Origin of the sequence: Streptomyces sp. NBC_00028 (genome assembly GCF_045041065.1) — a bacterium.
In the GTDB taxonomy this organism is placed as follows: Bacteria; Actinomycetota; Actinomycetes; order Streptomycetales; family Streptomycetaceae; genus Streptomyces.
In genome coordinates, this window is the sequence record NZ_CP108293.1 from 2,068,706 (window position 1) to 2,094,146 (window position 25,441).

The 25,441-nt window shown below is 69.6% G+C and carries 21 protein-coding genes and 1 pseudogene; 6 read left to right on the plus strand and 16 right to left on the minus strand.

The genetic code is table 11. The annotated features are described in order from the left end of the window. Positions 1–134: 134 nt before the first annotated feature. The 7 genes and pseudogenes from OG885_RS09115 to OG885_RS09145 form a co-directional block, all read right to left on the minus strand. Positions 135–923 (minus strand): annotated as a pseudogene (locus tag OG885_RS09115) (DMT family transporter); the annotation flags it as partial. Then, positions 923–1,663: a class I SAM-dependent methyltransferase gene (locus tag OG885_RS09120; protein WP_405728767.1), complete on the minus strand. Its 741-nt coding sequence runs from the start codon at positions 1,661–1,663 to the stop codon at positions 923–925. The pseudogene OG885_RS09115 and the gene OG885_RS09120, both read right to left, overlap by 1 nt. Beyond that, on the minus strand, positions 1,660–3,066 hold the full coding sequence (locus tag OG885_RS09125) for a condensation protein (RefSeq protein ID WP_405728770.1): 1,407 nt from the start codon (positions 3,064–3,066) through the stop codon (positions 1,660–1,662). Before OG885_RS09125 ends, OG885_RS09120 begins: the two co-directional genes overlap by 4 nt. Further along, positions 3,063–7,364 (minus strand): alpha-(1->3)-arabinofuranosyltransferase family protein, encoded by a 4,302-nt coding sequence (locus OG885_RS09130; RefSeq protein ID WP_405728773.1) that lies wholly within the window; start codon positions 7,362–7,364, stop codon positions 3,063–3,065. The genes OG885_RS09125 and OG885_RS09130 overlap by 4 nt, the downstream gene beginning before the upstream one ends. Beyond that, on the minus strand, positions 7,361–8,107 hold the full coding sequence (locus OG885_RS09135) for a class I SAM-dependent methyltransferase (RefSeq protein WP_405728776.1): 747 nt from the start codon (positions 8,105–8,107) through the stop codon (positions 7,361–7,363). The genes OG885_RS09130 and OG885_RS09135 overlap by 4 nt, the downstream gene beginning before the upstream one ends. Continuing rightward, the gene (locus OG885_RS09140; RefSeq protein WP_405728779.1) at positions 8,104–9,273 is read right to left on the minus strand and encodes a glycosyltransferase family 4 protein; all 1,170 of its coding nucleotides are present in this window, start codon (positions 9,271–9,273) and stop codon (positions 8,104–8,106) included. The genes OG885_RS09135 and OG885_RS09140 overlap by 4 nt, the downstream gene beginning before the upstream one ends. Before the next feature lie 300 nt (positions 9,274–9,573). After that, positions 9,574–10,617 (minus strand): DUF3068 domain-containing protein, encoded by a 1,044-nt coding sequence (locus OG885_RS09145; RefSeq protein ID WP_405728782.1) that lies wholly within the window; start codon positions 10,615–10,617, stop codon positions 9,574–9,576. A 263-nt stretch (positions 10,618–10,880) separates the two neighbouring features. Here OG885_RS09145 and OG885_RS09150 point away from each other — a divergent pair, with 263 nt between their 5' ends. Further along, the gene (locus OG885_RS09150; RefSeq protein ID WP_405728785.1) at positions 10,881–11,033 is read left to right on the plus strand and encodes a hypothetical protein; all 153 of its coding nucleotides are present in this window, start codon (positions 10,881–10,883) and stop codon (positions 11,031–11,033) included. Positions 11,034–11,563: 530 nt separating this feature from the next. Here the strand turns inward: OG885_RS09150 and OG885_RS09155 are convergent. From OG885_RS09155 to OG885_RS09165, 3 genes are read right to left on the minus strand one after another with little or no spacing between them, the layout of a single operon-like run. After that, on the minus strand, positions 11,564–12,721 hold the full coding sequence (locus tag OG885_RS09155; protein WP_405728788.1) for an NAD(P)/FAD-dependent oxidoreductase: 1,158 nt from the start codon (positions 12,719–12,721) through the stop codon (positions 11,564–11,566). After that, positions 12,718–12,915 carry a ferredoxin gene (locus OG885_RS09160; protein ID WP_405728791.1) on the minus strand — a complete coding sequence of 66 codons (198 nt, stop codon included), beginning with the start codon at positions 12,913–12,915 and terminating at the stop codon, positions 12,718–12,720. The genes OG885_RS09155 and OG885_RS09160 overlap by 4 nt, the downstream gene beginning before the upstream one ends. 42 nt (positions 12,916–12,957) lie before the next feature. Beyond that, complete coding sequence (locus tag OG885_RS09165; RefSeq protein ID WP_405728794.1) at positions 12,958–14,142, minus strand: cytochrome P450; 1,185 nt, start codon at positions 14,140–14,142, stop codon at positions 12,958–12,960. Between the two features lie 237 nt (positions 14,143–14,379). Here OG885_RS09165 and OG885_RS09170 point away from each other — a divergent pair, with 237 nt between their 5' ends. Then, positions 14,380–15,015, plus strand: a complete 636-nt coding sequence (locus tag OG885_RS09170) for a TetR/AcrR family transcriptional regulator (RefSeq protein WP_405728797.1) — start codon at positions 14,380–14,382, stop codon at positions 15,013–15,015. 282 nt (positions 15,016–15,297) lie between these two features. Beyond that, on the plus strand, positions 15,298–15,576 hold the full coding sequence (locus tag OG885_RS09175; protein WP_405728800.1) for a hypothetical protein: 279 nt from the start codon (positions 15,298–15,300) through the stop codon (positions 15,574–15,576). A gap of 228 nt (positions 15,577–15,804) precedes the next feature. On the opposite strand, the gene OG885_RS09180 is transcribed toward OG885_RS09175, so the two are convergent. The 4 genes from OG885_RS09180 to OG885_RS09195 all read right to left on the minus strand — a co-directional run bounded on the left by OG885_RS09180 (position 15,805) and on the right by OG885_RS09195 (position 19,836). Then, on the minus strand, positions 15,805–16,752 hold the full coding sequence (locus OG885_RS09180) for a zinc-binding alcohol dehydrogenase family protein (protein ID WP_405728803.1): 948 nt from the start codon (positions 16,750–16,752) through the stop codon (positions 15,805–15,807). A gap of 358 nt (positions 16,753–17,110) precedes the next feature. After that, positions 17,111–18,016, minus strand: coding sequence for a LysR family transcriptional regulator (locus tag OG885_RS09185; protein WP_405728806.1), 906 nt, complete (start codon positions 18,014–18,016; stop codon positions 17,111–17,113). A gap of 70 nt (positions 18,017–18,086) precedes the next feature. Then, the gene (locus OG885_RS09190) at positions 18,087–19,022 is read right to left on the minus strand and encodes a dihydrodipicolinate synthase family protein (RefSeq protein ID WP_405728809.1); all 936 of its coding nucleotides are present in this window, start codon (positions 19,020–19,022) and stop codon (positions 18,087–18,089) included. A 28-nt stretch (positions 19,023–19,050) separates the two neighbouring features. Beyond that, entirely contained in the window at positions 19,051–19,836 is a 786-nt protein-coding gene (locus OG885_RS09195; RefSeq protein WP_405728812.1) for an SDR family oxidoreductase, read from the minus strand. A gap of 315 nt (positions 19,837–20,151) precedes the next feature. Between OG885_RS09195 and OG885_RS09200 the strand changes: the two genes are divergently transcribed. Together OG885_RS09200 and OG885_RS09205 are read left to right on the plus strand one after the other, a co-directional pair. After that, positions 20,152–21,168, plus strand: coding sequence for a zinc-binding dehydrogenase (locus OG885_RS09200; RefSeq protein WP_405728815.1), 1,017 nt, complete (start codon positions 20,152–20,154; stop codon positions 21,166–21,168). A gap of 23 nt (positions 21,169–21,191) precedes the next feature. Further along, the gene (locus OG885_RS09205) at positions 21,192–22,343 is read left to right on the plus strand and encodes a DUF3500 domain-containing protein (RefSeq protein ID WP_405742661.1); all 1,152 of its coding nucleotides are present in this window, start codon (positions 21,192–21,194) and stop codon (positions 22,341–22,343) included. 12 nt (positions 22,344–22,355) lie between these two features. On the opposite strand, the gene OG885_RS09210 is transcribed toward OG885_RS09205, so the two are convergent. Next, entirely contained in the window at positions 22,356–23,657 is a 1,302-nt protein-coding gene (locus tag OG885_RS09210) for a YhgE/Pip domain-containing protein (RefSeq protein ID WP_405728818.1), read from the minus strand. Between the two features lie 265 nt (positions 23,658–23,922). Here OG885_RS09210 and OG885_RS09215 point away from each other — a divergent pair, with 265 nt between their 5' ends. Next, positions 23,923–24,585, plus strand: coding sequence for a TetR/AcrR family transcriptional regulator C-terminal domain-containing protein (locus OG885_RS09215; RefSeq protein ID WP_405728821.1), 663 nt, complete (start codon positions 23,923–23,925; stop codon positions 24,583–24,585). Positions 24,586–24,622: 37 nt separating this feature from the next. Here OG885_RS09215 and OG885_RS09220 read toward each other — a convergent pair whose 3' ends face one another. Further along, the gene (locus tag OG885_RS09220) at positions 24,623–25,429 is read right to left on the minus strand and encodes an amidohydrolase family protein (protein ID WP_405728824.1); all 807 of its coding nucleotides are present in this window, start codon (positions 25,427–25,429) and stop codon (positions 24,623–24,625) included. Positions 25,430–25,441 lie beyond the last annotated feature (12 nt).

Below are 25,441 nucleotides of genomic sequence, written 5' to 3' on the forward strand. Positions count from 1 at the left end.
GACTCCTCGGGAAGGGTCGGTGTGCGGAGCGCGGTGCGGATGGCTGGCTGAGGTTTGTGGCGGGGAAAGACAAGCAGGACCAGTACGGCGAGTGCCGTGCCGCCCAGCCGCAGTCCCAGGCGCAGCGGGTCCTGGGGCAGTGGCTCACCAAAGGCCCACGTTCCCGTCACTATGGCGAAGACACAGGTCACGACCGTGGAGACGGGCACGATGATGGAGGCCCGGTGGCGTTGCAGGGCGGTCTGCGACAGCACCAGCCCGGCAGCAGCGGTGAACAGGAGCAGCAGCGGGTAGGGCGAGACGAGCAGAGCCTGTGCGGACGCCGTGGCCTCGCGGGGCCTCAGCAGTCCCGAGGCTCCTTTCATCGCCAGCGAACTGACCCCGTAGACGAGGCCCACGGCTGCGCCGTATGCCACACCGGTGGTGGGTAGCCGGTGACGGCGCCGTGACCGGCGTTCCGCAGCGGTGTACAGGCAGACGGCCACCGCCAGCGTCGGCAGGGACACGCCGAGGAGGGCGGCCGGGTGCGCGGTTCGGCCGAGCTGGCCGGGGGTGCCATGCAGCGAAACGACGACCATGAGCAGGGCCGCGCAGATCAGTGCGGCGCCGACCCGCTCACGACCGCTGGGACGCTCGCCGAGCAGCGCGGACGACAGCAGGAGCAGCAGCACCAGTCCGGCGGTGAGCAGGCCCTGGGCCGCCGTGATCGGAAGGGCCCGGTAGGTGACCAGCTGTGCGATGAAGCCGAAGCCGAGCAATGCACAGCCGGTGAGCCACCGCCGACTGCCGAGCAGTTGGCGCAGCATGCGCAGCGGCTCGCTCCCCCGCACCTGCGGCAGCCGGCCAAGTGCCTGCTTCTCCAGGGCGAAGCCGGCGGCGTACAGGACGTTGGCCAGAAACGCGGCCGCCGCTCCCCACACCATCACGGCGTCCGCCGGGCATGCAGGAGAAGGATGGAGGCCAGCGACGGGATCCGGCACAGCGCTCGATCCAGTGGCCGCAGCGGCCACGGGACACCGTGGAAGGGGGCTCCGGCCACCGCGACCACCTCGAATCCGGACGCGGCGGCGAGACCGCGCAGGGCACGCGCCGTGCTGAGCCGGAGGTGACCGACCACCTCGTGTCCGGGCCGGCCGTGGATGGCGCGCAGGCTGACTTCGGAGAACACCGGCTGTACGCCGGCAAGGAGAAGGGCACGGTTGTACCAGGCGGCCAGGTTGGGGGTGGAGAGCATCAGGTGTCCGCCGGGGCGCAGGACCCGGCGGAGTTCGTCGAGCGCGCTGTCGGGGTCGACGAAGTGTTCGATGACCTCGCTGAAGAGCACGGCATCGACGCTGCCCGTCGCGACGGGCAGCCCGCTGCCGGAGAGTTCTCCTCGTACGGCGGCCGAGAGGCGGGGTGCGGCGCGGCGCAGTGCGTCCTGTGACCAGTCGACGCCGATGACGTGGTGTCCGGGCAGTTCGCGCGCCGCGGTGGCGGCGGCGGTGCCGTCGCCGCAGCCGACGTCCAGGACGGTCGCAGGTACCCGGCCTGGGATTGCCGGCCCCAGGGCGCGGGCCAGGATCCGGGCCTGGCGCAGGCTGCGCTCGGTGCCCGAGGCGACGGGGACGGCGGGGTTCTCGTAGAAGTCCCGCAGTTCGGCGGGGCTCGTGGTGGCGGTCATGCGCCGCTCCGGTGGGGTACGGGGTCCCGCCACGAAGTGGCGGCGAGGGAGCGGGCGAAGAGGTCGCTCAGGCTGGCCCCCGCGTGATCGTCGAAAAGGGCCCGCGACCAGCGCAGTGCCACGTGCAGGCGGTCGCCGGTGCCGGTGACGGTGAGGCTCACTCCGGTCGGCCGGCGCGCCGGTGCGGAGAAATAGACGGCGCGGGCCGTTCCCGCATCCGCGAAGTCGAGGCGATACGGCACCCGGCCCAGGTTGCTGACCAGCATGGTCGAAGCCCGTTTCGCCCCCGCCTCGCGCACCGTACGGGCCGCCGCGCGCCGCGCGCCGACGGGGAGCACGGGCAGCGTGAGCAGCGCAGCTCCGCGGCCGAGTGGTGGACCGGCCGGTGCGGCCTTGAGCGCCCGGGTACGCAGCGCCGTCTGTCGCAGCAGCCGGGTGACCGCGTCCGGATCGGGCTCATCGGCGGCCAGCAGCTGCGTGTCGGCCGGTTCCTGCGGGGAGACGGGCACCCTCAGCATCCGGGTGCCGTTGCCCATCGGCATCAGCGGGCCGTGCGGACGGTCGTCGACGGGCATGTTCAGCCAGACCGGCTGCCCGACGCCGTCGTGCAGCCGGTTCCAGCGGGTCACCATGACGGACGCGGCCACCAATAGCTGGTCATTGATGCTGTGGGCAGCGGTGCCGTCGGGAGCGCGGGGCGAGCGCGCCGGCACCGGGAGTTCGGCGAGTGCCAGCCCGTCGGCCACCCGCCCCGGCCCTCGGTCGCGGCCCGTTGCGACCGCCGCGAGCCTGGCGGGCCGCCCGCGCGGGGCGCGGGGCGCAGCCTCGGACCTGTACCGGCCGCCGGTGGGGCGGGGGCGTGCGAGGGGTTCGTCACGCACCCCGCCGTACACCTCGGCCGTGGTGGCCAGAAGCCGGAGGCCGCTGGGTGCATCCAAAGCGGTGTGGTGCAGAGTCAGGACCAGCACGCACCCCTCAGCATCCAGGCCCGGATCGACGACCTCCAGCCGCAGCGGAGGGGACGCTGACAGCGGCGGGCAGTGGGTGAGGGCCCGGTTCCGGGCGAGCATGAGGGCGTCCGCGCCTGCCGACGGGAAGTGGACGGGGTCCGTGTCCGGCGCGCGGGTCACGTCCCACTCGTAGCGCCGCTGGTACCAGCGCCGGGGCGCTTCGCGCATGAGCACACGGGGATGGCGGCGCAGCGCCTCGGCGAACGCGTGCCGCAGCCGGGCGGGATCCGGGCGACCCGGCAGATGCACCTCGATGTGCACGGTCTCCGGTTCCGACTCCCTGAGCCAATGCCGGGACACCTCGTCCACGGGGCCGAACGGGACGCGCCAGGCGGGTGCGGGCCCCCTACGGTGCCCGGAGCGCGGCGGGCCGGACCAGACCGGGGCGGTCATGCCGGGCCCTCCTCTTGCCTGGGCCGGTCGTCGGAGCCCGCGCCGTCCTGCGCGTGACCGACCGGCTGCTCCCCTGGCGGAAGCGCCATGCCGGTGTCGCGGTGTGCGGCCTGTGGCCGCTGTACCGGGGCGGCCGCACCGGAACGCCTGCCGCGGCCGAGCCCGTCCGCGGTGACTAGGGCCGCTGACAGCGCGGTCAGCGCGAGGGCCTGCCCGACCGTGCCGAAGGCGCCTCCGCCTAGAGAGACGGGCTGGCCGGCGCCCATCGCGGCGACGACGCCCGCGGCGCCCATGGCGGTCACGGCGATCGGGGTCAGCAGTCGCGACCGCCATCGTGCCACGGCGGCCAACGCGACGACGACCAGCGCCATCGGCCCCGCGGCGGCCGCCACGACACCCGCGAGCACCACCGTTCCGAGCACCTGTCCCGGCGGCGGAGGCAGTGTCGCGACCGGTGCGGCGACGACTGCGCCGTGAGCCGGAGCAGCACGCCGCCGCCTGACGAAGGCCAGCGCGATGACCGCCGCCACGCCCACGGCGCCGACGATGAGCCCGGCGTGGTACAGCCGGGCCGGGGCGTACTCAAGGTGGACCGTGCCGCCTTGTCCGGCGGGGATGAGCCACGCCTGCTGCCATCCGTCGATGCGCACCGGCTTCAGCTCCCGGCCGTCGAGGGTGGCCTTCCAGCCGGCGTTGACGTTCTCGTACGTCTGCAGGTACGACGCTTGACCCGCGCCGACGAAGACAGTGCGGCCGTCAGCGTCCCAGTCGCGGACCTCGGCGCTGCGGGAGCGGTCGGTTGGAGTGGCCGAGCCGTGGCGCAGGGTCACGTCTGTCACCGCGAGCGCCCCGCTGTTGTGCGCGTCCACGTCGTGCGTGCCCGTGCCGAGGGTGAGCGCCGTGTCCGCGCAGAGTCGTACCGTCAGCGGCCGACGCTTGGTCAGATCGCTGACCTGGCCGGACACCTTCGTGGCGTATCGCTTGCCGTCGATGACCAGCGAGGGCCCCTGTCCACAGGTGAGGGAGAACCGTTCGGCGGAGCCGGGCTGCGGGGTGCGGTAGTCGGCCAGGGCCGGCACGTAGATCTCGCTGAGGCCCACGGGCAGTTGGAGTCGGCCGTCGGCGACCGGGTTGTAGACGGTCGTCTTCGCGGTCTTGCTGAAGGTGACGTCCAGCCGGTCCGTGGTGATCGGGTCGAACCGGGCGATCCCGTTGTCGTCGACGAGCGCCGTCGTGGAGCCGTACGGCGTGCTGATCCGGACCTCGGTGGGCCGTGCGGACAGTCCGCCCGCTGCCGCGAACACGATCTGGTCGATCACTTTCCGGCCCTGCCAGCGCAGCTGGACGACGGGCCGGTCTCCCGCGATCCAGGCGGTGGTGAGGTCTCCGTCCGCGAGGTTGCGGGGGCTCAGGTCCGCGCTCAGTCGGCTCGTGGAGGCCGCGGTGACGGTGATCCGTTTGCGCTGGGCGGGGGCGATGCGGTCGAGAAGCCGGTCGAGTTCTGCGCCGGGTACGGCCTGTGCGCGCACGGAGACGTCGTACGAGCCGCTGTTCGGCGTCTGGAACTGCCGGTGCAGTCCGGACTCGGCCGGGTACAGGCCCCCGGGCGCAGTGTCGCGGTGCAGTGAGTAGACGCGGGAGGCTGATTGCGTGCGGTCGGCGTCGGCGGGCAGCGTGAGCACCCGGGTGACCCGCACTCCGGGCACCGTCACCTCGGCGAACCCGGCTCCGGAGAGCCCGGACCGGTTCTGCCGGGCCGCAAGGATCGTGATCTTCAGCCACTTCGCGGTCCCGGCCGGAGCGGCGACGCTCTGTCGCCTGCTGTTGGGCCGCAGTTCACTGTCGGCCCGGCCGCGGTCGGTCTCCACCCGCACCTGGGTGGGTATGGCCCGCATGCCGTCGTCGGCCAGCGGGGTCAGGAAGATCGAGGACGGGACACGGGTCGGGGCGTCGAAGGCGATGCGCAGCCACTGGCCCACGGGGGTGGCGGCACTGCCCTCCGTCCATGCGGTCGCGGAGTCGCCGTCGAAGGCGTTGACCGGGTCGTACTGCGGGAGTTGGAAGAGCCAGTTGCCGCTGCTGGAGGCGGTCACCGAGCGGGCGCCGCGCAGCACGGCCGTCGTCTGGTGTCCGATGCCCTGCATCGGCAGGATCTGCTTGGGCTCCTGGCCCGGGTCCTGTGCGCTGTCGACCGGGTTCCGCTCGTCGGCGGTATAGGTGTACGAGGTGTTCGCGCCGACGAGTCCGAAGCGGGTGTCCGCGCGCCGCAGCCCGTCCGCCACGACCTGCTCGGCCGGTGTACCGAGGCCGGGATGGGCGTCCGAGGTGAGCACAGCGGGTCGGTTCTTCAACGTCCGGTCGGCGGCGGACAGTTGGAGGAGCGTCTCGGGCCCCCCGCTGACGGCGACCGTGTCGGAGACCCGTTTGAGGGCGACCCGGCCGGGCCGCGCCGTATCGGCCGGTTCGTAGATCTCCACGGCCCGCTGCCGGGGGAAGATGCCCTGGACCTGGAGGGGGGTGTCCTCCTGGATGCGGCCGGCCGTCAACAGCGGCCCGAACTGGGCGACTTTGCGGTAGCCGGACGATTCCAGGGTGCGCTCGACGAAGGGTGGCGGAACGTAGCCGATCTGGTCGGGGTCCAGGTCGTTGCGGACGACGACGGCGTAGAGGCCGGCGCGCGTGAGGAAGTCACGCAACCCTGGCACCTGGCCCCCGGTCTGGAGCGCCTGCTGCACCGCATCCATCGTGCGGCGGGCACCCGCGGTGCCGAACGGCACGAAGTCCCGTTGTGCCCAAGGGGACTTGGCGAGCACGTCCAGGGGTTCGTCGATGGGCGAGCCCCAGGTGTAGGTGCCGTGCGCGGTCGCCGGCACGACGAGGGCGCGGTCCTCGGGGGTGTGCCGCTGCAGCCAGTCGGCCGCCTCGCTCCAGTGGGCGGGCAGCCGGCTGAAGGCGCCGGGCTGCAGGTTGGACCCGTTGAGGTAGGGCAGAGCCAGTCCGGGCAGGACCACCAGCACCGCCAGAGCGGGGGCGAGCCGGCGGGGCCGCGGGACACGAAGGGCGATCCGCCGGGTCGCCACCGCCGTCAGGTGCGCGAGACCCAGCGCGAGAGCGAGGGCGAGTCCGGGCTGGAACTTGTAGATGTTGCGGAACGGACTGAGCGGGCCGTCCAGCCACGCCTGGACCGTGTCATGGAAGGGGCCGCCGAGCGAGCCGCCGTACCCGGGCAGGGCGACCAGGGCCGCGAGCAGCGCGGTCAGCACCAGCCAGCGGCGTTCGGGCAGGTCGCGCCGGGCCAGTCCGCCAAGGCCCAGGGCCGCCGCGAGCGCCGAGCACAGTACGGCGAGGCCCGCCGTGGCCATGGTCCAGCCAGCGGGCAGCCAGGCCTGGCCGAAGTGCAGATACGCGACCCAGTTCCCGGCGCCCCGCAGGAACTCGGTGGCCGCCATGGTCGCCGTCGTGGTGTCCGCCTGCTCGACGTACGGCAGGAAGTTCTCGCCGTAGACGCGCAGCAGGAGCAACGGGACCACCCACCACAGCGTGGCCAGCGTGACGCATCCGCTCCACCAGGCGATCAGGGACCACTTGCGGCGCCGTTGCTCGTTCCCGGGCCGGCTGACCAGGTACAGGGCGACGGGCATCAGCGCGGCCAGCGTGGAGACGGCGTTGACCCCGCCCATGAAGGGCACGAGCAAGGCCGAACGGGCAGCTGTCGTACGGGGGTTGGTGGTGGGTTTGGTCAGCGGCAGCAGCACCCACGGGAGCATCGCGCCGGGCAGCGCGGCGGCCGAGGTGGAGCCCACGACGATGGTGAAGGTCGGCCACAGGGCGAAGGCGACCGCGCCGAGGAAGCGGGTTGGCCGGGTGCCGATGCCCAGGCGTTCGGCCAGCCGCAGCGCGCCCCAGAAAGCGGTGGTGACGATGACCGACATCCAGAAGCGCTCTGCCAGCCACACCGGCACGTGCAGGAGGTGCATCAGGGCGTAGTAGGGCAGAGAGGGGAAGGCGTACCCGACGTACTGGTCGCTGATGCCGCCGAACCCGGCGCGGGCGTGCCACAGATGGCCGAGGTCGCCCAGGAAGCGCAGGGGATCCAGAGCCACGCCGAGCTTCGTCTCGAAGGTCATCTTGCCCGGCGAGGGGGCCAGAAAGGTGAGGAAAACGACCGCCCAGAAGGCCAGGAGCGTGCGCCGGCGGCGCGGACCGCCGGGCCGGGAGGCGTCGTCGCGGGGTGCGGGCCCGGAGCCGGAGCGGGGAGGGCCGGGCTGAGCGGGGGCCAGGGACAGCAGATCGGTCATGAGCACCGCCGGAGGACGAGAAGGAGGTTCCAGGTGACGAACTCGCGCAGCCATGGGACGCGGGTGACGGCGGAGGCGAGGAAGGGCCAGTAGCGGGAGCGCGCCGACACGACGCTCACGTCGTCCCGGGCCCGCACCTGGCGCAGGGTGGGGCCGATGTGGACGGCGAAGAGGTTCTCGCCGAGCGTGTGCTTGGCCGTGCGTCCGGTCTGACGGCAGTAGCGCTCGCGAGCGCGGCGTGCGCCAAGGTAGTGCCAGGGGGCGGTCTCGTGCCCGCCCCACGGGGAGTACCAGTTGGTGAAGGACACGTAGATCAGTCCGCCCGGCCGGGTGACCCGGATCAACTCGCTGAGGAAGGTCTGCGGATCGGCCACGTGTTCCAGGACGTTGGAGGAGAAGCAGACGTCCGCGACGCCGTCGGCGAGCGGCAGCAGATAGCCGTCGGCGCGCACGGCGTGCCGGGGTACGTGCCCCTGGGCCGCCAGTTCGGCAAGGTCGGGTTCGAAGAGGTAGGCATGGGCGCCGCGGCGGCGGAACTCCTCGGTGAAGTGACCGCTGCCGCCGCCGACGTCCACCACCACCCGCCCGGCCAGCGGCCCGTACCTCTCCAGCTGGTCGGCGGAGTCCCGCGCGAGCAGCGCGTAGCAGTGCGCGGGATCGGCCTGCTCACGCCGGAATGCACGGAAGAGGGCGAGAGAGCGGCGCAGCGAGGGGTCCTTGAGGGCTGTCACGGTCGGCGTCATACGCGGACCTCGCTGTGTCGGGCGTAAGCCTCGGCGGCCACGGCACGGAACTGGTCGACCGTGTGCCGCCAGGTGAAACCGGCAGCGCGGTCGGCGGCGGCCCCTCCCATGCGGCCCCGTTTCCCGTCGCTGAGCGCGAGGGTGCACCAAGCGGAGACGAAGGCGCTCTCGCCGCGGGCCAGAACGCCGGTCACCCCGTCCTGGACGGAGTCGCGCAGCCCCGGTATGTCGAAGCCGACAGCGGGGGTGCCCCGGATCGCGGCCTCCGTGACCACCAGCCCCCACCCCTCGACCGCCGACGGATGCAGCAACAGCCAGGCCCGGCACAGCAGTTGATGCTTCTCCTGCTCCGACACCCGGCCGACGAAGACCACGCCGGGACCGGCCTGCGCCTGGAGCCGCTGCCGCTCCGGACCGTCGCCGACGATCACCAGCCGGCCGCCGGTGACCGGGCGGACCCGTTCCCACAGCCGCAGCAGCAGATCGACGCGCTTGTACTCGACGAGCCGGCCCATCGCGAGGAAGAGCGGCTCGGTGGCTTTGGGGACCAGTGGGCCGGGTTCCTCAACTCCGTTGTGCACCACCCGGATGCGGTCCTCGGGGACTCCTATCCGGGTGAGCGCGGAGGCGGTCGATTCGGAGACGGCCATCACGAGGTTCCCGCGGTGGGCGCGGGCCAGCGCCCAGTGTTCGAGCCGGCGTCCGAGGGCGGCGGCCGGGGCCGGGTAGCGCATGTCCCACAGGTCGGTGTGGACGTGGTTGACCAGGCAGAGTGTGGGGCCGCGGTGCCACAGCGGGGCGAGGTAGGGCATGCCGTTGCAGACCTCGACGAGCAGGTCCGTTTCGCCGATCCGGCGGGTGAACGTCCGCCGGGCGCGAAGGAAGTGGCCGGCGTCGCCGCCTGCCGACACGACGCGGTAGGAGCGGTCCTGGGCGGCCGGTCCCCCGCATACCAGCGACACCCCGTGACCTGCCGCAGCGAGCCCCTCGGCGATGCGGTCAACGAGGAGTTCACTGCCGCCGGCCGCGCTGTTGGCGAGGTCACGGCGCGCGAGGAAGACGATGCGCCGGGGGGCGCGAGCGGTGCGTGGGGGTGACAGCGCGGCGAGGCCGGCCGTCTCGGTGATATGGGGAGCGGCTGCCAGGACAGGGGCGTGCTGGGACATGGGGGCTCCGACTCATGACAGGACGCACGGGCGCGGGGTACGGAGGGGGACGCCCGCCGTGTCCGGCGGGAAAAGCACGCGAGGGGGTGGGCGTGAAGGTTCGCGCGATCGGGGCGCGGTCTCTTGGTTCCGCACGTTCGGGCGCGGTGTGTTCGTTCCGCACGTTCGGGCGCGCGGCGTATACGTTTCGCGCGATCGGGGTCGCGCGGGGGACGGAGCAGCGCGATCGGGGCGGGCCGACCCGGGGTGCCATCGCGATCGGGGTGCGCGTGGCAACGCAAGTTTTGAGCACTCTGTGAATCAGGGACTACTCACGTCGGTGACAAATTCGGCGTCTTGAGTTCCCTGGCCCGGATCGTTACGCGCAGGTGACAAAGTTCCCTCGGGCGTTACGACGGTGGGTGAGCGCCTCCCTCGTACCAGCAACATCACCAGCCCCAGGAGGGCGAGCGGTCCGCCCACCGCCAGCGCCCCGACCGGCAGGGTCTCCTGGACGAGCTGGAGTCTGCGGCTGTCGTCGGCTGCCTGGTCCACCACCACGCGGCGGGTCGCGTCGGTCATCGCGATGCGGTCGCTCTGCAGCAGGGTGACCTCGTCCCGGCCGCCGCCGGGCCGGCGCAGCGTCACCTTCGGTGCGACGCTCGCGTCGATGATCTCCCCGCTGCGCCGGTCCACGACCAGGGCGATCCGGGAGTTGGCATACCACTGCTCGGCCAGCACCTGCCCCTGTTGCGGCAGGCCGACCAGCAGCCCGGGGACCTGGCGGGTACCGGTGCGGGTGGGCTGGACCGAGCCGGTGAACCGGTAGCCCTCGTGACCGAGCACCTTCACGGTGCCCGCGTAATTCAGCGGGACCGAGCCGCCGAGGGTGCTGTCCCACCAGCGGTAGGTCTCTTTGCGGACGTCGAAGGGGAACTTCAGGAACGCGTCCGTGTCGAAGGCTGGTGTCTCCCCGCAGCAGTGCACGGGCATGTTGGTGCTCCGGTCGCCGACCCAGCGTTCCACGGTCCAGTCCAGGGATCTGCGCGGGTCTTGCAGGGGCAGGGTTTTCGGTGTGTCGATGGTCGTGGAGATGTCCCACACCGCGGCGTTGTGTGCCGCACCGGCGTGCACATCGCCCAGAATCCGGCGGGTGAGGGTGATCGTACGGCCGTGCACGGTCGTCACGCTGTCGGCGTCGAAGTAGCTCCCCCGTCCTGTCATCACCGACGTCACGTCGATGTTGGTCGGGGTGAGTTTCACGCGCGGGCCGACATACCAGGTCAGCAGCGGCACGAAGGCGAGGAGGAAGACGCCGACGCCCAACAGGGCAAGGGCGAACGGGGACGGGATACGGCGGAGCATGGCGACTCCCGGTGACAGGTGAGGACGGACGAGACGGCGGCCCGTGGTGACGGGAGAAGGCCGGGTCCGGAGGAGAGGGACGGTCACGCGACGACCGGCGCGGCGCAGGGTGCGCGGGGCGAACCGGAAAAGTGGTGCGTCTGAGCCAGGGAACGTAAACGCAGTCTTGACGAGTGTCAACGCTCTTCCCATACTCATCGGTAACCGGTCGGGGCCGGTGCTCATCGATGCGTCACCCGTTGCACAAAGGAAGCCGAGGCCCCATGACCCTGCTTATGAAATCCCTGCTGACCTGCGGCTTCGCAGTCGCCCTCGCCGTCGGCCTGTCCCTGGCCATCGTGCGGACACAAACTGCGGATTCACAGCAGCCCAACGTGCCCCTCGTCTCGTTCCAGGACGGAACGGCCGCGCCGTGACGATCACTCCTGCGCGCCGAAGCGACCTCACTCGACGGCGATAAGGCTCGCTCAACACTGGGCAGGGCTCGGTCAAAACCCCGTCAACGGAGCTGTGCCACCGCACAGGGGCCGACGCATGACTCTCCCCAGTCGGCCCCGCCACCGCTCCTGTCGTCACCGGCGTGTCGTCGAGCATCGGCGCCGGCATCACCCGCGAGCTGGCCTGTGGCGGTCACGGTGGCATCTTGGTTGAGCGCCTCGAGAATCGGCTGTGCGAGTGCGACGCCGAACTCGCTGGCAGCGGCCGGGAGAGGCCGTCGGCCGCGACGTGGCCACTCGGCATGAAGGCTGCGCAGGCCCCCGCGGTGGACAGCAGTCCGGTAACGCCTCCAGTTAGCGGGTCCGCCAGCAGGTAGGGCCGGTTTTCCCTGCAGATCGTCCGGGGCGATGGCGCGGGCGCCCACCACCGCCTCGGCGCGCCGGGGAAGAGCACCCGGCAGTGGCGGCGCTCCGTGGCGCTCCTACGCCGCGACGCCCAGGTGCCGGCGTCACGAGGACGGCGGTGAAGACGTGGCGGCCATGGCCCGCAGCGCGGCGACCGGTTTGCGGAGTCCGTAGGCGACCGCCGTCGATGTCCCGTCCTCGTGGCTCCAGGTCAGCAGCGCGCGTCCGTCGGTGATACTGCCCTGCACCGTGGTGGAGATGCCGAGGAGCGGCAGACGTCCGACCACCTTGACGGTGAGACCGGCGACCTCGGTCCAGAAGTAGTCGTCCTGCGGCGGTCCCGACGCAGGGAGACCGAGGACCGAGGCCGCCGCGGCCCTGCCCTGGGCGACGGCATTGGACCAGAAGGGCGCGCGCCGGTCGGGCCGGGTGCCGTCGCCACGCAGGTAGGTGACGTCACCGGCGGCGAACACGCCGGGCACAGCGGTGGCACAGGCATGGTCGATGCCGACACCGAGGGGGTCGGCAAGGCCCGTCCCCGCCAGCCAACCGACGCAGGGGACCTCTCCGGCACAGGTGACTACCAGGTCCGCGGTGAGTTCGGTGCCGTCGGGGAGCGCCACCCCGCCGACGGGGTCGCCGGTCAGGGTGGCCAAACCGGTGGCCTGGATGAAGCGGATCCCGTACGCCGCAGCGCGTGCGGTGATCGCGGCGGACAGGTGACCGCCGAGGATGCGTTCCAGGGGCTGGTCGACGTCCACGACGGTGACCGGGATGCCGCGGGCGGCGCAGGCGCTGGCCACCTCCATACCGAGGAAGCCAGCGCCGATCACGATCGCCGAGCGGGCGTTCGCCAGGCGGGCGCGGAGCAGGCGCGCGTCGTCCAGTGTGCGCAGGACGAGTTCGCCTTGCTGCCGGGGGGCGGCAAGCCGGCGGGCGTCCGCGCCGGTGGCGACGATCAGCGCGTCGTAGCCGGTCTTTCGGCCGTCGGCGGTTGTGACGGTGCGGCGCTGGGTGTCGGCGGTGACGGCGGGCGAGCGGATGATCTCGGCGTCGAGTCCGTCGAGGGCTAGACCGAGGGTGTGGTCGGCTCCCGGGTCGTTCAGTACGGCTTTGGACAGGGGCGGGCGGGAGTAGGCGCCGTGTTCTTCTGCGCCGATGATCGTCAGGGGGCCGGTGTGCCCGAGGGTGCGCAGGTGGCGGGCGGCGGTGATGCCGGCGAGTGACTCGCCGACGATGAGCACTGAGCGCTGTGCGGTCACGGCAGGACCCGCAGGGCGGCGACCGGGCAGGCGTTGACGGCCGCGCGGGCGTCGAGCTGATGCTCGTCGGGGACTTCCCTGCCCTCGAAGTGGTAGGTGAGTTCGGCGTCCTCGTCCAGGCTGAAGGTGTCGGGAGCCTGGTCGGCGCACAGGCCGTGGCCTTCGCAGCGTGGGTAGTCGACGGAGATCTTCATGGTGCTGTCCTCAGCAGTCCTCAAAAGGGCGGGCGGTGCAGTTCAGGTGGGGAAGATTTCGAGTGGCAGGCTCTCGAGGCGGTGGATGACGTTGTTCAGGGCCCACTTGGGTGTGCCGGTGACCTCGATGTGGTCGACGGCTTCGACCAGGGCGCGGAGTATCGCGGAGGTCTCCATGCGGGCCAGGCCCTGGCCGGCGCAGCCGTGGGTGCCCTGCCCGAAACCGAGCTGGCGGGCGGCGTCACGGTGGATGTCAAAGGTGTCCGGGTCGTCCCACTCCAGCGGGTCGCGGTTGGCGGAGCCGTAGAGGACCAGAACCCGGGAGCCCTTGGGGAGGGAGACGCCGGCCAGCTCCGTGTCGTGGGCGGTGGTGCGGGAGAACGCGCGAATCGGGGATTCGTAGCGGACGACCTCGTTGACCGCTTTCGAGACGAGGTCTGGGTCCGCCTTCAGCAGGCGCCATTGCTGGGGGTGAGTGGCGAACAGGTAGAGAGCGCTGGATATGGCGCTGATGGTGGTGTCCAGGGACGGCGCCAGGTAGTCGATCATCATGGTGGCGCACTCGGCCGGCATGATCCGGCCCTCCTCCGACGCACGCAGCAGGTCATGGCCCATGCTGCCGTCCAGCACAGACCGGTCACGGACCACGCTGCGGGCGTAGCGCAGCATGCCGAGGGACGAAGGAAGTGTGCGGACCGCCTGGCGGTTGAACGGGCCCAGGGCGTCGAAGGTGGCGCCGGCCCATCGCAGCAGGTGCTCACGGCCCTGCCGGGGCCAGCCGACCAAGTCGGGGACGACCGACATCGGCAGCGCCGTGGCGACCTCGACGGCGTCGACCGTCCGCCGGGCTACGGCTGCCGCGACCACGGCGGCCGCCTGCTGCTCGACCGTGTCCTTCATCGCGCGCAGCGCCCTGGGGGTCAGGCGGTGCGCGAGGAGAGAGCGGCGGCGGGCGTGTTCCTCGCCGTCACTGCACAGTGTGGTGCCCTGTCCCGCGCGGTTGGCGACGGGATTGAGGGCGACGCCTCCCGAGGAGACAAAGGTCTCGTCGTCCAGCAGCACCTGCTTGCATTCGGCGTAGCGCGGCACGGCGTAGACCTTGTGCTTGCTGAGCCGGACCACAGGGCCGAGGTCACGCAGTGCGGCATAGTGCGGATAGGTGTCGCGGATGGCCGACGCCGCATACAGGTCGGGGTGATAGACGGGAATCCCCGTACGCGTGGGCATGAAAAGACCCTCCTCAAGAAGCCGTGATAGCTCTGGGGCATGACGGTCCGCGTGCGCCGCGCTGGACACTGGGCGTCTGGCGAGAGCGCGACGTCGGTGTGTTCCCGTGCCTCATCTCACTGTGCAAACACTCGCCGCCATGAGGGAATCATCAACTTTGCCAACTTCATCGTCAATAGCAGATGATGAATCCATCAGAGATGGGACGACTATCGGTTCGGTTGTTAGACTCGCGCCATGTCGACCACAGCACCGCCGGGCAACCGCTTCGAGCGCCGCCGCAGCCAGACTCGCCAGGCCCTGATCCGTGCCGCCCGGCAGATCCTTGCCGAGACCGGGGACACCAGTGCCAGCATTCAGGTGATCGCCGACCGCGCGGACGTCGGCTTCGGTTCCTTCTACAACCACTTCGAGTCCAAGACCGATCTGTTCGAGGCTGCGGTGGTCGACGCCCTGGAGGAGTTCGGGCAGGCCTTCGACGAGCAGCTGACCGGGATTGACGACCCGGCAGAACTGGTCGCGGCCGGCTTCCGGCTCAGCGCCAGAATGGCGGGGTCCCACCCGGAACTCATGCAGATCCTGCGCCGCCGAGGCCTTGGCTACCTGCACTCCGACAACGGCCTCGCCGTGCGGGCACTGCGCGACCTGCAGGTCGGCATCGCCTCCGGCCGCTTCACTGCCGTCGAGCCGGTGGTCGCCCTGTCCGCGCTGGGCGGCACGCTGCTGTCCCTGGTGGAGCTGCGGTTCGCCCGCCCCGACGTGGACGGCGACCAAGCCGCGACCGACCTCGCCGAGATGGTCCTACGCATGCTGGGCGTCCCGCCGGACGACGCCCACGAGGTCGCTCGCCGGCCGCTGCCCGAACTGGGCTGAGCCGCCGGTACCAGGCAAAGGACGCACCTCTCATGGCCAAGGCGGCGACCACGGGAAACGTGCGAACGTCCTGGAGTCGCGGCAGCGCATCCACCCCACGTCACCGCGGGCCAGCGCAGCTGCGAGGGCATGCCTATCACGGCGGTCTGCGCCCGGAGCGGACTGCCCGGTGAGACGACGGGCACATCCTGGAGCGGCGGGTCGGCGCGATGCCTGCGAGCGTGGCGAGCCCCTCGTCGAAACACCGGGCTCCCTGCGCCTGGTCGTCATGCCGTCGTTGGCGTGGCGGTCGGCCGAACCAAGGGCAGGACGGTGCTGCTCCAGGTCTGCGACATCGCCAGGCAGTGGATCGCCAAATTGATCGTGCACCTGTTCCCTCTGCCCGGTTCACAGACAGTCCGCGTACTCACCGCCTATGCCGTGGCCGGTGCAGGCGGCCTGGTCGTAGAGCGAGGCGCGGGTGGCGACGCCGTCTACCTGGCCGCGCTGTTCGACGTGCACAAGCGGCTGGTCCCCGACGGTGGCGCGCGATGGGCTGCAAGGAGCAGCGAACAGCACTGACCGGCCGGAGTCGGCTGGGGCTGTCGTGGTGCTCTGCCGACCCAGCGTGTGCGTCTGGGCGACGGCCCAGGACTAGCCGAACCTCCGGCCGATCGTGAGTGCCCAGTGCAGCCGTGGGGCGCGAAGCTGCCGCCTTTCCGTCGGCGGCCCTCGAAGCGTTCGAGGTGGAGTGAATCGCTCCGCCCGACGAGATCTCGGCCAGGGTCGGCCGACTTCGCGCCGAGTCTTCTAGCCGACCGTCAGCACGGGGCGGGGGCCGGTCTTGGCCCTCCACGCCTCGGCACACCGCGACAGCGGGTACGCCGTTGCGTCGACCCTCACCTTTCCGTCCGCGATCACCTGAAGATACGCCTGTCCCTGGATGAGGTAGCGGCGCATGTCGAAGGAGCCGATGCCGCTGCCTGTGACCCGGAAGGGCCGGCTGCGAAGGAGGGCTGCGGGCACAGTCGCCTGCGCGCCGGCAATGGAACCGATCTCCACGTAGTTTGTGGGCTGCTCACCGGGCAAATCGGCCAGCGCCTGGAAGGCTGACTCGGCGGGGGTACCCCATAGGTAGTCCAGGACCATGTTCGGGGCAGCGCCGTCCAGGTGGTCGGCAATGGCCCGTGAGTCGGCATCTCTTTCCCCCGTCAGTTCGACGGTTACGGCGCCGAATCCGGCGACCCTGGCAAGGTCAGCCGCACCCCGCCCCACTCCAATGATCCTGCGGGCACCCAAGGCCAGCGCGTTCTGGACCGCCAGCCCGCCCGCCGCACCTGTCGGCCCGAGGACCATCACCGTGTCGGGCACCCCGTATTCGTCCGCGTGGGCCGTGAGCGGCATCCAGGAGGACATGCCCGGGTTCATGCCGGCCGCGACAGCCAGCGGGTCGGCTCCCTTGGGCAGCGGAGCGGCCATCGGCACAGCCATCCGCTCGGCAAATGTGCCCCACGGCAATTGCGTCTCACCGGCGTATACCAGCGTGCCGTCAGCAGCGCGGCCGACGGCGTCGACACCGGGGATCATCGGGTACTGGCCCGTACTGCTGTAGTGGACGCCATCCGCTTTGGAGCGGACGACGGGATGGATCGCGGACGCGACCAGTTCGACCACCTGCAGGCCAGCACCCGCTTCGGGTTCAGGGAAGTCCTGGTACTCGGGAACGGCCCCTGCACTCGTCACCACCGCTGCCTTCATCACTGCCTCCCGGCACGCATCCCGCAGTCACGGAATCCAATTTCGGTTACCATGCAACCATAACGCGCGGCATCGCAAATCAACCTATACCTGGCCAAATCTCTCCTCGCAGCGTCTGACGCGCCACCCGGCCCGACCCCTTCTCGGTGCTCACATTCCAAGGCCGCATTCGCGCGGGGGATGCCGAGTCCCCAGCGCGGACGGCGCACCAACGTGGGCCAGCGATGTGCCTCCGACCGGGTGTCAATGGACTGCCTGCTGCCGGCCGTCATCGTGAAGTCCACGCGATGTGAAGGAACGTGACCGCTCTGCGACGTTGCCGTCTGTGCGCAGCGCCTTGGGCAGGAATGGACTTGTATCAGAGACGGACGGCCCCCACGGGCAGATCTCCTTCCGCATTCAGGGGCAGTTCGACAGAGGTGAGCATGTCTCGGTAGCGCTCCGCCAGTTGCGACGGGTGTTTTCGGCTGTACGCCACGAGCTCTCGGTAGAACCCGGGGCCGATTCTCCGCGCGTGCTTGGCCCATCGCAGGGGCACCGCGTTCTCAGGCGCCACGGTCATGCCGATGCCCTCGACCGCGAACAGGAGAGCCGCCGACACCTGGCCTGTACGGGCCACGGTACGCGGTGTGAACTTGAGGTGTCCTGTGACCCGGTCCACGACTTCGCTCATGCCTTGTTCGGCTTCGTAGAGCACCCAGTCGGCATCGGCCAGCTCATCCCGTTCGGCAATCACGCCAGCGCCGTGTCCGACGGGGCCGATCACGACCATCTCCTCGTAGCCGAGTGACACCACGGGTCCCTCCCACGAGGGCGGCCGGGGCCCGACGGCGATGTCTCCCTCGCCGCTGCGCACGGCGTCCTCCAGGGCACGTCGGTGGGAGAAGTCGTGCAGCCGCAGCACCGTGGAGGGGAACAACGTGTGCCAACGTGCGGCGGACGACGGCAGGACGCCGGAGGCCACGGATCTCACGGTCAGGACGTGCACATCGCCGTTACGCCCCTCGACCACCTGCCGAACGGAGTCGTGGGCTTCTTGAATCGCCTGGACGGCGCACCGGGCCTGCGGCAGGAGGATCCGCCCGGCCGGGGTCAACGTGACACCATGGCGACCCCGTTCGAGCAGCTCAGCCCCAAGTTCCTTCTCAAGAGCGCGGATCTGCTGGGACAGCGAGGGCTGGGCGACATACAGCCGGACAGCGGCACCGCTGAAGGAACCGGCCTCGCAGATGGCAATGAAATACTCCAGCTGACGCAGCTGCATACGATCAAGCTACTCCTGCCTCACCGACACCGGCTCAGCTCTTCGAAGTGGATGAGGCAGTCCGAACGCATCAGGTGGTGAGGACGACCCTGCTGTCCTTGCGCGCCAAGCGCGCCAGCAGGTAGTCGACCTCTGCGCGGGCGGTGGCGGACAGGCCAGCTCCAGGCCGGCGCTGCGTATCGGATGTCAGCAGGCCCCGGCGCATCATCACGTATTTGCGCACGGCCAGACCGACGCCCGGCTGCTGCTCGTAGCGCATCAGGGGCAGGTGGGCGTCGAAGAGATCATGGGCGGCGTCACGGTCGTCGTCCGCCGCGTGACGGACGATGTCCACGAGAAGCTCGGGAACGCAGTAACCGGTCATCGCGCCGTCGGCACCGCGCTCGGTCTCGAAGTCGAGGAAGAGGCCACCGTTTCCGCACAGGATCGACAGGCGGGGCATGTCACCGGCAGCTTCCATCCGCCTCAGGCTGCTGATCTTCTCCAAGCCGGGCCAGTCCTCGTGCTTGAGCATAACGCACCCAGGCAGAGTGTTGGCGATCCGGGCGATGACGGACGGAGACATCTCCACGGAGAACGACAGCGGGTAGTCCTGGATCACGAAGGGCACGTGCTCGCCTATGGCCGCGGCGGCCCCCTCGTAGTAGGACACGATCCGGTCGTCCGTCCGCAGCGTGTTGGGCGGAGCGATCATGACGCCGGATGCCCCCGCCGACATGACCTCGGTGGCCAGCGCTTCCATGGCGGCATAGCCAGGCGCCGACACCCCTACGACGACCGGCAGGTCGGTCTGCCTGAGCACGTGCCTGACGACGCGCACTCCCTCTTCGTGGGAGAGCTTGGGAGCCTCGCCCAGCTGACCGAGAAGAGTCAGGCCCGAGACACCCACGGATGTGTAGAACTCCGTGAGTCGGCTGAGGGAGTCGAAATCGATGGCTCCATCGCCGTCGAACGGGGTCGGGGCGATGGCGAATACGCCCTGTGTCATGCGATGCAGCAGCGGCATACCGTAACTTTCTAATCAGCTGTCGGCTTTAAATGGAGGCGATAAGTCCGCCGTCTACCCTGACGACAGAGCCGGTGATGTAGGCGGCGTGCGCACTCGCCAGGAAGGCGACCGTGGCCGCGTACTCGCGGGGCTCGCCATATCGACCCACAGGGATCGACGCGACACTCTCCGCGGCGGCCTGCTCAACGGTCTTTCCCTCGCGGTCGGCTCTTGACCGATCCAGAAACTGAATTCGTTCCGTGCGGATCCGGCCGGGAACAATCACATTGCAGGTAATCCCGTCGGCCGCGACTTCCCGGGCCAGGGTCTTGGACCACCCAAGGAGGCTGGCGCGAAGGGTGTTCGAAAGTCCCAGGTTGGGAATGGGGGAAACCACACCCGAGCTGGTGCTGGTGATGATTCGGCCCCAGCCTCGGCTTCTCATCGAGGGCGCCACCCTGTCGGTGATCGCCATCACGGACAGCACCATCGACTGGAAGTGACTCAGCCAAACATCGTGCCCCTGACCCAGTACCGGCGAGGGCGGAGGTCCGCCGGTGTTGTTGACGAGAATGTCGACCGGGCCGAGGGAATCCTCAATCAGTGCGACGTTCTCGTCAATCACACTCATATCGCCGAGATCCCACTGCACTTCCAGCGCGTTTCCGCCTGAGCTCTTCACCGCCTCCGCGCGCTTTCTTGCCGCTTCCAGATTGATGTCGGCCACGGCAATGCCGGCACCTTCTGCCGCGAGTGCCTGCACGATCGCGCCGCCGATCCCTCCGCCTCCGCCCAGCACAAGTGCAGTTTTTCCGGCGATTCCTAGGTCCACGGTCCATCTCCTCACAGTGCTCCGTCAGAAAAATGGCGAGAGCGTTTTTCAGAAGACTGTGGCACACCACACGAGCCCTGACCAATAGGAATTTGGCCCGCATCGTATAGGAAACCCCTATGCCGTCATCGATAGGACTGGCGGCCCGAGTGTGGCAAGGATAGTTACGGGGCGTTCACGTCCCGATCACCGAAGCTGATGCGCGGCGCCCCGGCCCGCGGTTGGAGACTTGATATGTCCTTGCCCGAGACCATGCAGGCGGCAGTGCTGGGCGAGCCCGGCGTCATCCGAACGACCACCTTGCCCTTGCCTCACGTGGGTCCGGAAGACGTTCTGGTCCACGTCCGCAGAGCGTCCTTGTGCGGCACCGACCTCAAGGTCCGAAGCCGGCACTTCTTTCCTGACGGCGGGCCGGCTCCCGATGTCTTCGTTCCGGGGCATGAGTACGCGGGAGTCGTCGTCGCCGTCGGGGACACCGTCGATGAGTTCCGCGTCGGCGACCGGGTCGTCACCGAAGCGCACCGCGGCTGCATGCGCTGCGCCAACTGCCTGGCAGGCAGCTACACCGACTGCCTCAACTACGGTCACCGGGACAAGGGCCACCGCACTCAGGGGATGACCGTGAACGGCGGGTTCGCCGAGTACGCCGTCAACCACCTCTCCACCCTTCACCGCCTTCCGGACTCGGTCGACTTCGACGCCGCTGTCGTCCTGACGACGGTGGGCACGGTCATGCACGCCTTCGACATACTCGACTCCCTGCTGGTCGGCGCGAGCGTCGCGGTGATCGGGCCGGGCCCGATCGGACTGCTCGCCACCCAGGTCGCCCGCGAACTCGGCGCACGGACGGTGGCCCTGGTCGGCACACGTGACGCCCGCCTGGAGATCGGCAAGTCCTTCGGTGCGGATCTCGTGCTCAACTCCCGGCACGAAGACGCCGTTGCCGCGGTTCGCGACGCGACGCAGGGCACCGGCGCCGACATCGTCCTGGAGTGCTCGGGCGCTCCCAGCGCGGTCGACGACGCCCTGCGCATGGCCAAGCGGGCCGGCAAAGTCGTGCTCGTAGGCTTCTTCGAAGAGCCGGTACGCGCAGATCTCAACCACGCCGTGATGAACGGCATCTCAATCGACACGGTCCGCGGCGAGGGCGCCGGCTCAGTGGCCCGGGCGGTTTCCCTCGCGGCCCGCGGACGTCTGCGTACCGCTGAACTGATCACTCACCACTTCCCCCTGCGGGAGGTCAGCGAAGCTTTCGACACGTACGCCGAGCGCCGGGGCAACGCCATCAAAGTCATGCTGGACGTGTCCGAGGACGGAAGAACACACCAGTGACGAGCAACGGACGCAACGACCCGATGCCGCCTGCCCCAGCGCCCGGACGCGAGAGTGCCGCAGCGGCCATGACGCACGCTGCCGCCACCTGGCTGGGCACCTTGAGCCAAGAACAGCGGTACTTCGCACTCTTCGACTCGCCCCTGGACCCGGAAGCAGAAGCGGAGCGGCTGCGCTGGTTCTACACGCCAACCAATCACGGCGGACTGGCGGTCCGGGAACAGAGCGCCTACCAGCAGAGCCTTGCCATGCAACTGGTGGCGACCGGGCTGTCCGAGGCCGGGTATGCCACGGTCGCCACGGTGATGGGACTGGAGAACGTCCTGGACCAGGTGGAAGGGTGGCGGATCACCTGGGGGCGAGAGCGCGGGCGCGACCCCGGCCTGTATTGGCTCAGGATCTTCGGCCAGCCCGGCGACCCGGTCTGGGCCTGGCGCTTCGGCGGCCACCACATCTCCCTGAACAACCTCATCGTGGCGGACCGACTCGTCTCGACGACACCGTGCTTCATCGGCGCCGACCCCGCGAAGACCGCACTGCTGGGCGGATCCCTCAACACTCTGGGAGGGATTGAGGACCAGGCGCGGCAGCTGGCACAAACCCTCAAAGCACCGCAATGGGACCAGGCACTGCTCCACCCGTCAGCCGTGTCCGACATCGTCTCCGGCAACCGGCCGCGAATCCGCCACGGCGACACCATGATGCACATGCAGGACCTGTGGCGGGGAAGTTTCGCGGACCCGGCCCTCACTCGTCTCGTCGACGACATCGACCGCCGGGCCGAGGCGGGCAGCGGCTACACCGAGGACGACCACGCGCGCGTGGCGATCACCGTCCCTCCCAAGGGCATCAGCGGACGCAACCTGGACGAAGAGCAGCGCCGCGGGCTGCGGCGGCTGCTCTCCCTGTACACAGGCCGGGCCCCGCAGGACCTCGCCGAGGAATACAGCGGCCACTACGCCTGCGACCGTGTCCTGGACGAGGTCCACTTCAGCTGGGCCGGCAGCCTGGAGGCCGGCGAACCGCACTACTACCGGCTGCACGGGCCCGACGTCCTCATCGAGTACGACAACACCCAACGGCACGCCAACCACGCCCACTCGGTGTGGCGCGACCCGGCCTGCGACTTCGGCCTGGACGTCCTTGCGGAACACCGGGCACGGTCGGCCCACTGACGGGCCATCCGGTCAGGCCTCCTCGGGCGTGGCGTGCCGCACCATGCCCTTGCGGTCGTAGGAGCGGGTCCCGAAGAAGCCGACCAGGACACCGAGAACGACCGCTGTGAGACAGGCGATCACAGCCCGGCCCAGGCCTGTGTCCCAGGTGGCTCCGAAGTAGAGAACCGAGCGGGTGCCGAGGTAGATCTGGTGCATCGGTTCGAATGAGGCAAGGAACCTAAGGAAGGAAGGACTGGCCTCAAGCGGCGTCGTGCCTCCTGAGCTGGGAACCGACAGCACGATGAACAGGAAAAGGTTGACCACCATGCCCAGGCCGCCCAGCAGCGCGAGTATCGACTGCACGACTACGGCAACGGCGGTGATGGCCAGCACGCTGAGCATCCACAGTGTCCATGGGTGCTCCAGGGGCATGCTGGCCCAGTGGGCCACTCCCACATAGACCGTGGCGACCACCACCGCGGTGCCGGTCATGAGGGCCCACTTCATCGCGAGGGTGGCCAGTCGGCTGCGTCCTGAATTGCCCTCGAGCCGGTAGAGCGGCCCCATCTCGGTTGGGATGAAGCCGAGGGAGGCGTCGACGAGGTTGCTGGCGATCAGGGAGCCGGTGAAGCCAGCCATCACGAGAAGGAGTGCGTAGTACATCGCCGACATTCCGTTGCCCGTCCCGTCGGGGACGTTCTGGAAGGGCGTGATCTGGGTGTTCATGGGGTCGGAGAGGACCAGGCGCGCGGTCTGCGACAGGCTTCGGCCCTGAGTGGCGCCGGCGGTCTCGGCTGATGTCACGGTCGTGACGAGCTCCTTGCCCACTTCCTGGTTGGCCCGTGCCAATGCCTGGTTGGCGAACGAGGTGACGATGGACGCACTGGAAGTGCTGGCGAGCTGGTTGGTGTAGACGGTGACGACGGGTCGCTCGACGGATCCGTTGGACGTCACGGCCGTGGAGAGTGTGGCCAGTTTCCGGCTGAGGTCGCGGGGCAGGACGATCGCACCGTAGGTCTTCGCCTTCCCCATCTCGCTCTTCGCGTCGGCGAGGCTGAGTGTGTGCAGGTCGAACTTGCCGCCGGTGGTGTTCTTGCGCAGATTGTCGACGATCTGTTCGCCGACGTTGACGTGCTGCCCCGTCGCGGTGGTGGCCCCGGTGTCGGCGTTGACGATGGCGATCGGGAAGTCGTCGATGTCGTCGGGCGAACTGACCATCCCTCCCAGGTACATGGCGGCCAAGACCGCCATGACAACGCTGACGAGTATCGAGGGCATGAGCCACATACGTGGGCCGAGTCTGCTTTTCGTGGAGTCCTTGCCGTCCGCCATCGTGGCGCGCCTTCCTTCTCGAAGTTTTACGGATACAGAGTAGCCGTAATTAGGTCCGTCGCGTGCCCCGTCATCACGTTGCACTCTGCCGGTGCCGGAAACGGATACGATAAGACCGAAACTTCTGTTCCGACCCATGCCCGTATGGCAACCCGTATGAAAGGGTGACCGCTTCATGACTCCGGATGTTCAGCCTGCCCCGGGGAGCCCCGCCTGGTGGGCCGGCCGGACACCCGCGCCCGCGTACCGGCGAGGGCGGCCGCCGATGGATGCCGGACGAATCATCGACACGGCGCTGAAGCTCATCGACGAGGTCGGGATCCAGGCGCTGACCTTGCGCATGCTCGCCGATGCCCTCAGCTCGGGAACGGCGACGCTCTACCGGCACTTCGACAGCAAGGACGAGCTCCTTGCTCTTGTGGCAGACCGAATCCTGGGTGACGTCCGCGTCTCCCCCGAGGAGTTGGACGGTCTGTCCTGGCGGGAAGCCGTGACCGTGTCAGCGGAGGCGTTCTACGGCACGCTGTGCCGGCACCCCAATGCGATTTCGCTCCTGGCGGCCCAGGTTCCCGTCGGCCCCAACAGCCTCCGCACAAGGGAACGGCTCATCACCCTGTTCCTGAACCACGGCTTCTCGGTCGCCTCGGCCGCCCGCGCCTTCACGGCCATCGGCCACTACGTGATCGGCTTCGCCATCCAGCAGCACGGCCCCGGGGCGCCGGGCCCCGAGGACCACCTCAGCCTGAGGGACTACTACAACTCCCTTGACACGGACGACTATCCGTCCACGATCGCCGCATCCGAGGAACTGACCTCCGTACCGCCGCACGAGGAGTTCCGGTTCGGTCTGGACCTGCTCCTCGACGGGCTGGAACGGATCAGGCTCAGCTCTCCGCCGCAGCCTGCGAAGGCCAGGGCCGGCAAATGATGCGGTCCGGCGGCGCCATCGCGTCGCCGGACCGTTTTTATCGCCAGCCGATCCAGTCGGCCACGGCGCGGCCCATGACCAGTTCCAGATCGCGGCCCCGCAACCAGGGCAGTTCCTCGGTGAACATCGTCACCGCCTCGCGCCACGAACAGTGCAGACGCGTGACGTCGGTGCCCCAGAACATCCGCTCGGCGCCATACGCGTCGAAGACCTGCCGCAGCACACCATGCGTGCTCTCGAACGGATAGGCATCCGTCGCCATGCTCGGTACAGCCGTCGCCTTCATCCCGATGTTGGGGTGACGCGCGAGGGCGAGGAGGGCATCGAGATGCGCAGCCGCGTCGGGCAGTTTCTCCCAGGGCGCGACCGCGAGGTGGTCGACCAGCAGGCGCATTTGGGGGTACCGGGCGGCGATGTCGCTGAGGGCGGGCAGCTGCGGGGGCAGCACCATGATGCCAACGGGAAGGCTGCGCCGGTTGGCGGCCTCCCAGAGCCAGTCGAGCCGGCCCGAGGCGAGGCGATCGGCCGTCTCCGGTTCCGCCAGAATGAAGCGCAGCCCAAGCATGCCGGGTTTGTCCAGCCATGTGTCGACGAGGGACTCGTCCGCGGTGTCGTCGAGGGGGAACCAGCCGAGCGTCGCGAACCGCTCGGGATGCTGCTTGGCCGCCTCGACGGAGTAGTCGTTCGAGTCGGCGTCCCAGACCGCCGGACAGTTGATGGCGCGGTCCACACCGGCCTCGTCCATGTCACGCAGGGCGGTGTCGATGGTGTACGGCGCGCGCCAGTGGTGAGGCGGCGCGTTGTCGCCGGTCCAGAGATGGACCTGTGCGTCGATGATCTGCACGGGGGTTGCCTC

Coding starts and splice junctions, on each gene's coding strand:
- OG885_RS09205 (WP_405742661.1), top strand. CDS start 21,192: ATGCCGCCTGCCCCAGCGCCCGGACGCGAGAGTGCCGCAGCGGCCATG.
- OG885_RS09140 (WP_405728779.1), bottom strand. CDS start 9,273: ATGTCCCAGCACGCCCCTGTCCTGGCAGCCGCTCCCCATATCACCGAG.
- OG885_RS09210 (WP_405728818.1), bottom strand. CDS start 23,657: ATGGCGGACGGCAAGGACTCCACGAAAAGCAGACTCGGCCCACGTATG.
- OG885_RS09125 (WP_405728770.1), bottom strand. CDS start 3,066: ATGACCGCCCCGGTCTGGTCCGGCCCGCCGCGCTCCGGGCACCGTAGG.
- OG885_RS09130 (WP_405728773.1), bottom strand. CDS start 7,364: ATGACCGATCTGCTGTCCCTGGCCCCCGCTCAGCCCGGCCCTCCCCGC.
- OG885_RS09180 (WP_405728803.1), bottom strand. CDS start 16,752: ATGAAGGCAGCGGTGGTGACGAGTGCAGGGGCCGTTCCCGAGTACCAG.
- OG885_RS09135 (WP_405728776.1), bottom strand. CDS start 8,107: ATGACGCCGACCGTGACAGCCCTCAAGGACCCCTCGCTGCGCCGCTCT.
- OG885_RS09170 (WP_405728797.1), top strand. CDS start 14,380: ATGTCGACCACAGCACCGCCGGGCAACCGCTTCGAGCGCCGCCGCAGC.
- OG885_RS09145 (WP_405728782.1), bottom strand. CDS start 10,617: ATGCTCCGCCGTATCCCGTCCCCGTTCGCCCTTGCCCTGTTGGGCGTC.
- OG885_RS09165 (WP_405728794.1), bottom strand. CDS start 14,142: ATGCCCACGCGTACGGGGATTCCCGTCTATCACCCCGACCTGTATGCG.
- OG885_RS09190 (WP_405728809.1), bottom strand. CDS start 19,022: ATGCCGCTGCTGCATCGCATGACACAGGGCGTATTCGCCATCGCCCCG.
- OG885_RS09185 (WP_405728806.1), bottom strand. CDS start 18,016: ATGCAGCTGCGTCAGCTGGAGTATTTCATTGCCATCTGCGAGGCCGGT.
- OG885_RS09120 (WP_405728767.1), bottom strand. CDS start 1,663: ATGACCGCCACCACGAGCCCCGCCGAACTGCGGGACTTCTACGAGAAC.
- OG885_RS09215 (WP_405728821.1), top strand. CDS start 23,923: ATGGATGCCGGACGAATCATCGACACGGCGCTGAAGCTCATCGACGAG.
- OG885_RS09150 (WP_405728785.1), top strand. CDS start 10,881: ATGACCCTGCTTATGAAATCCCTGCTGACCTGCGGCTTCGCAGTCGCC.
- OG885_RS09160 (WP_405728791.1), bottom strand. CDS start 12,915: ATGAAGATCTCCGTCGACTACCCACGCTGCGAAGGCCACGGCCTGTGC.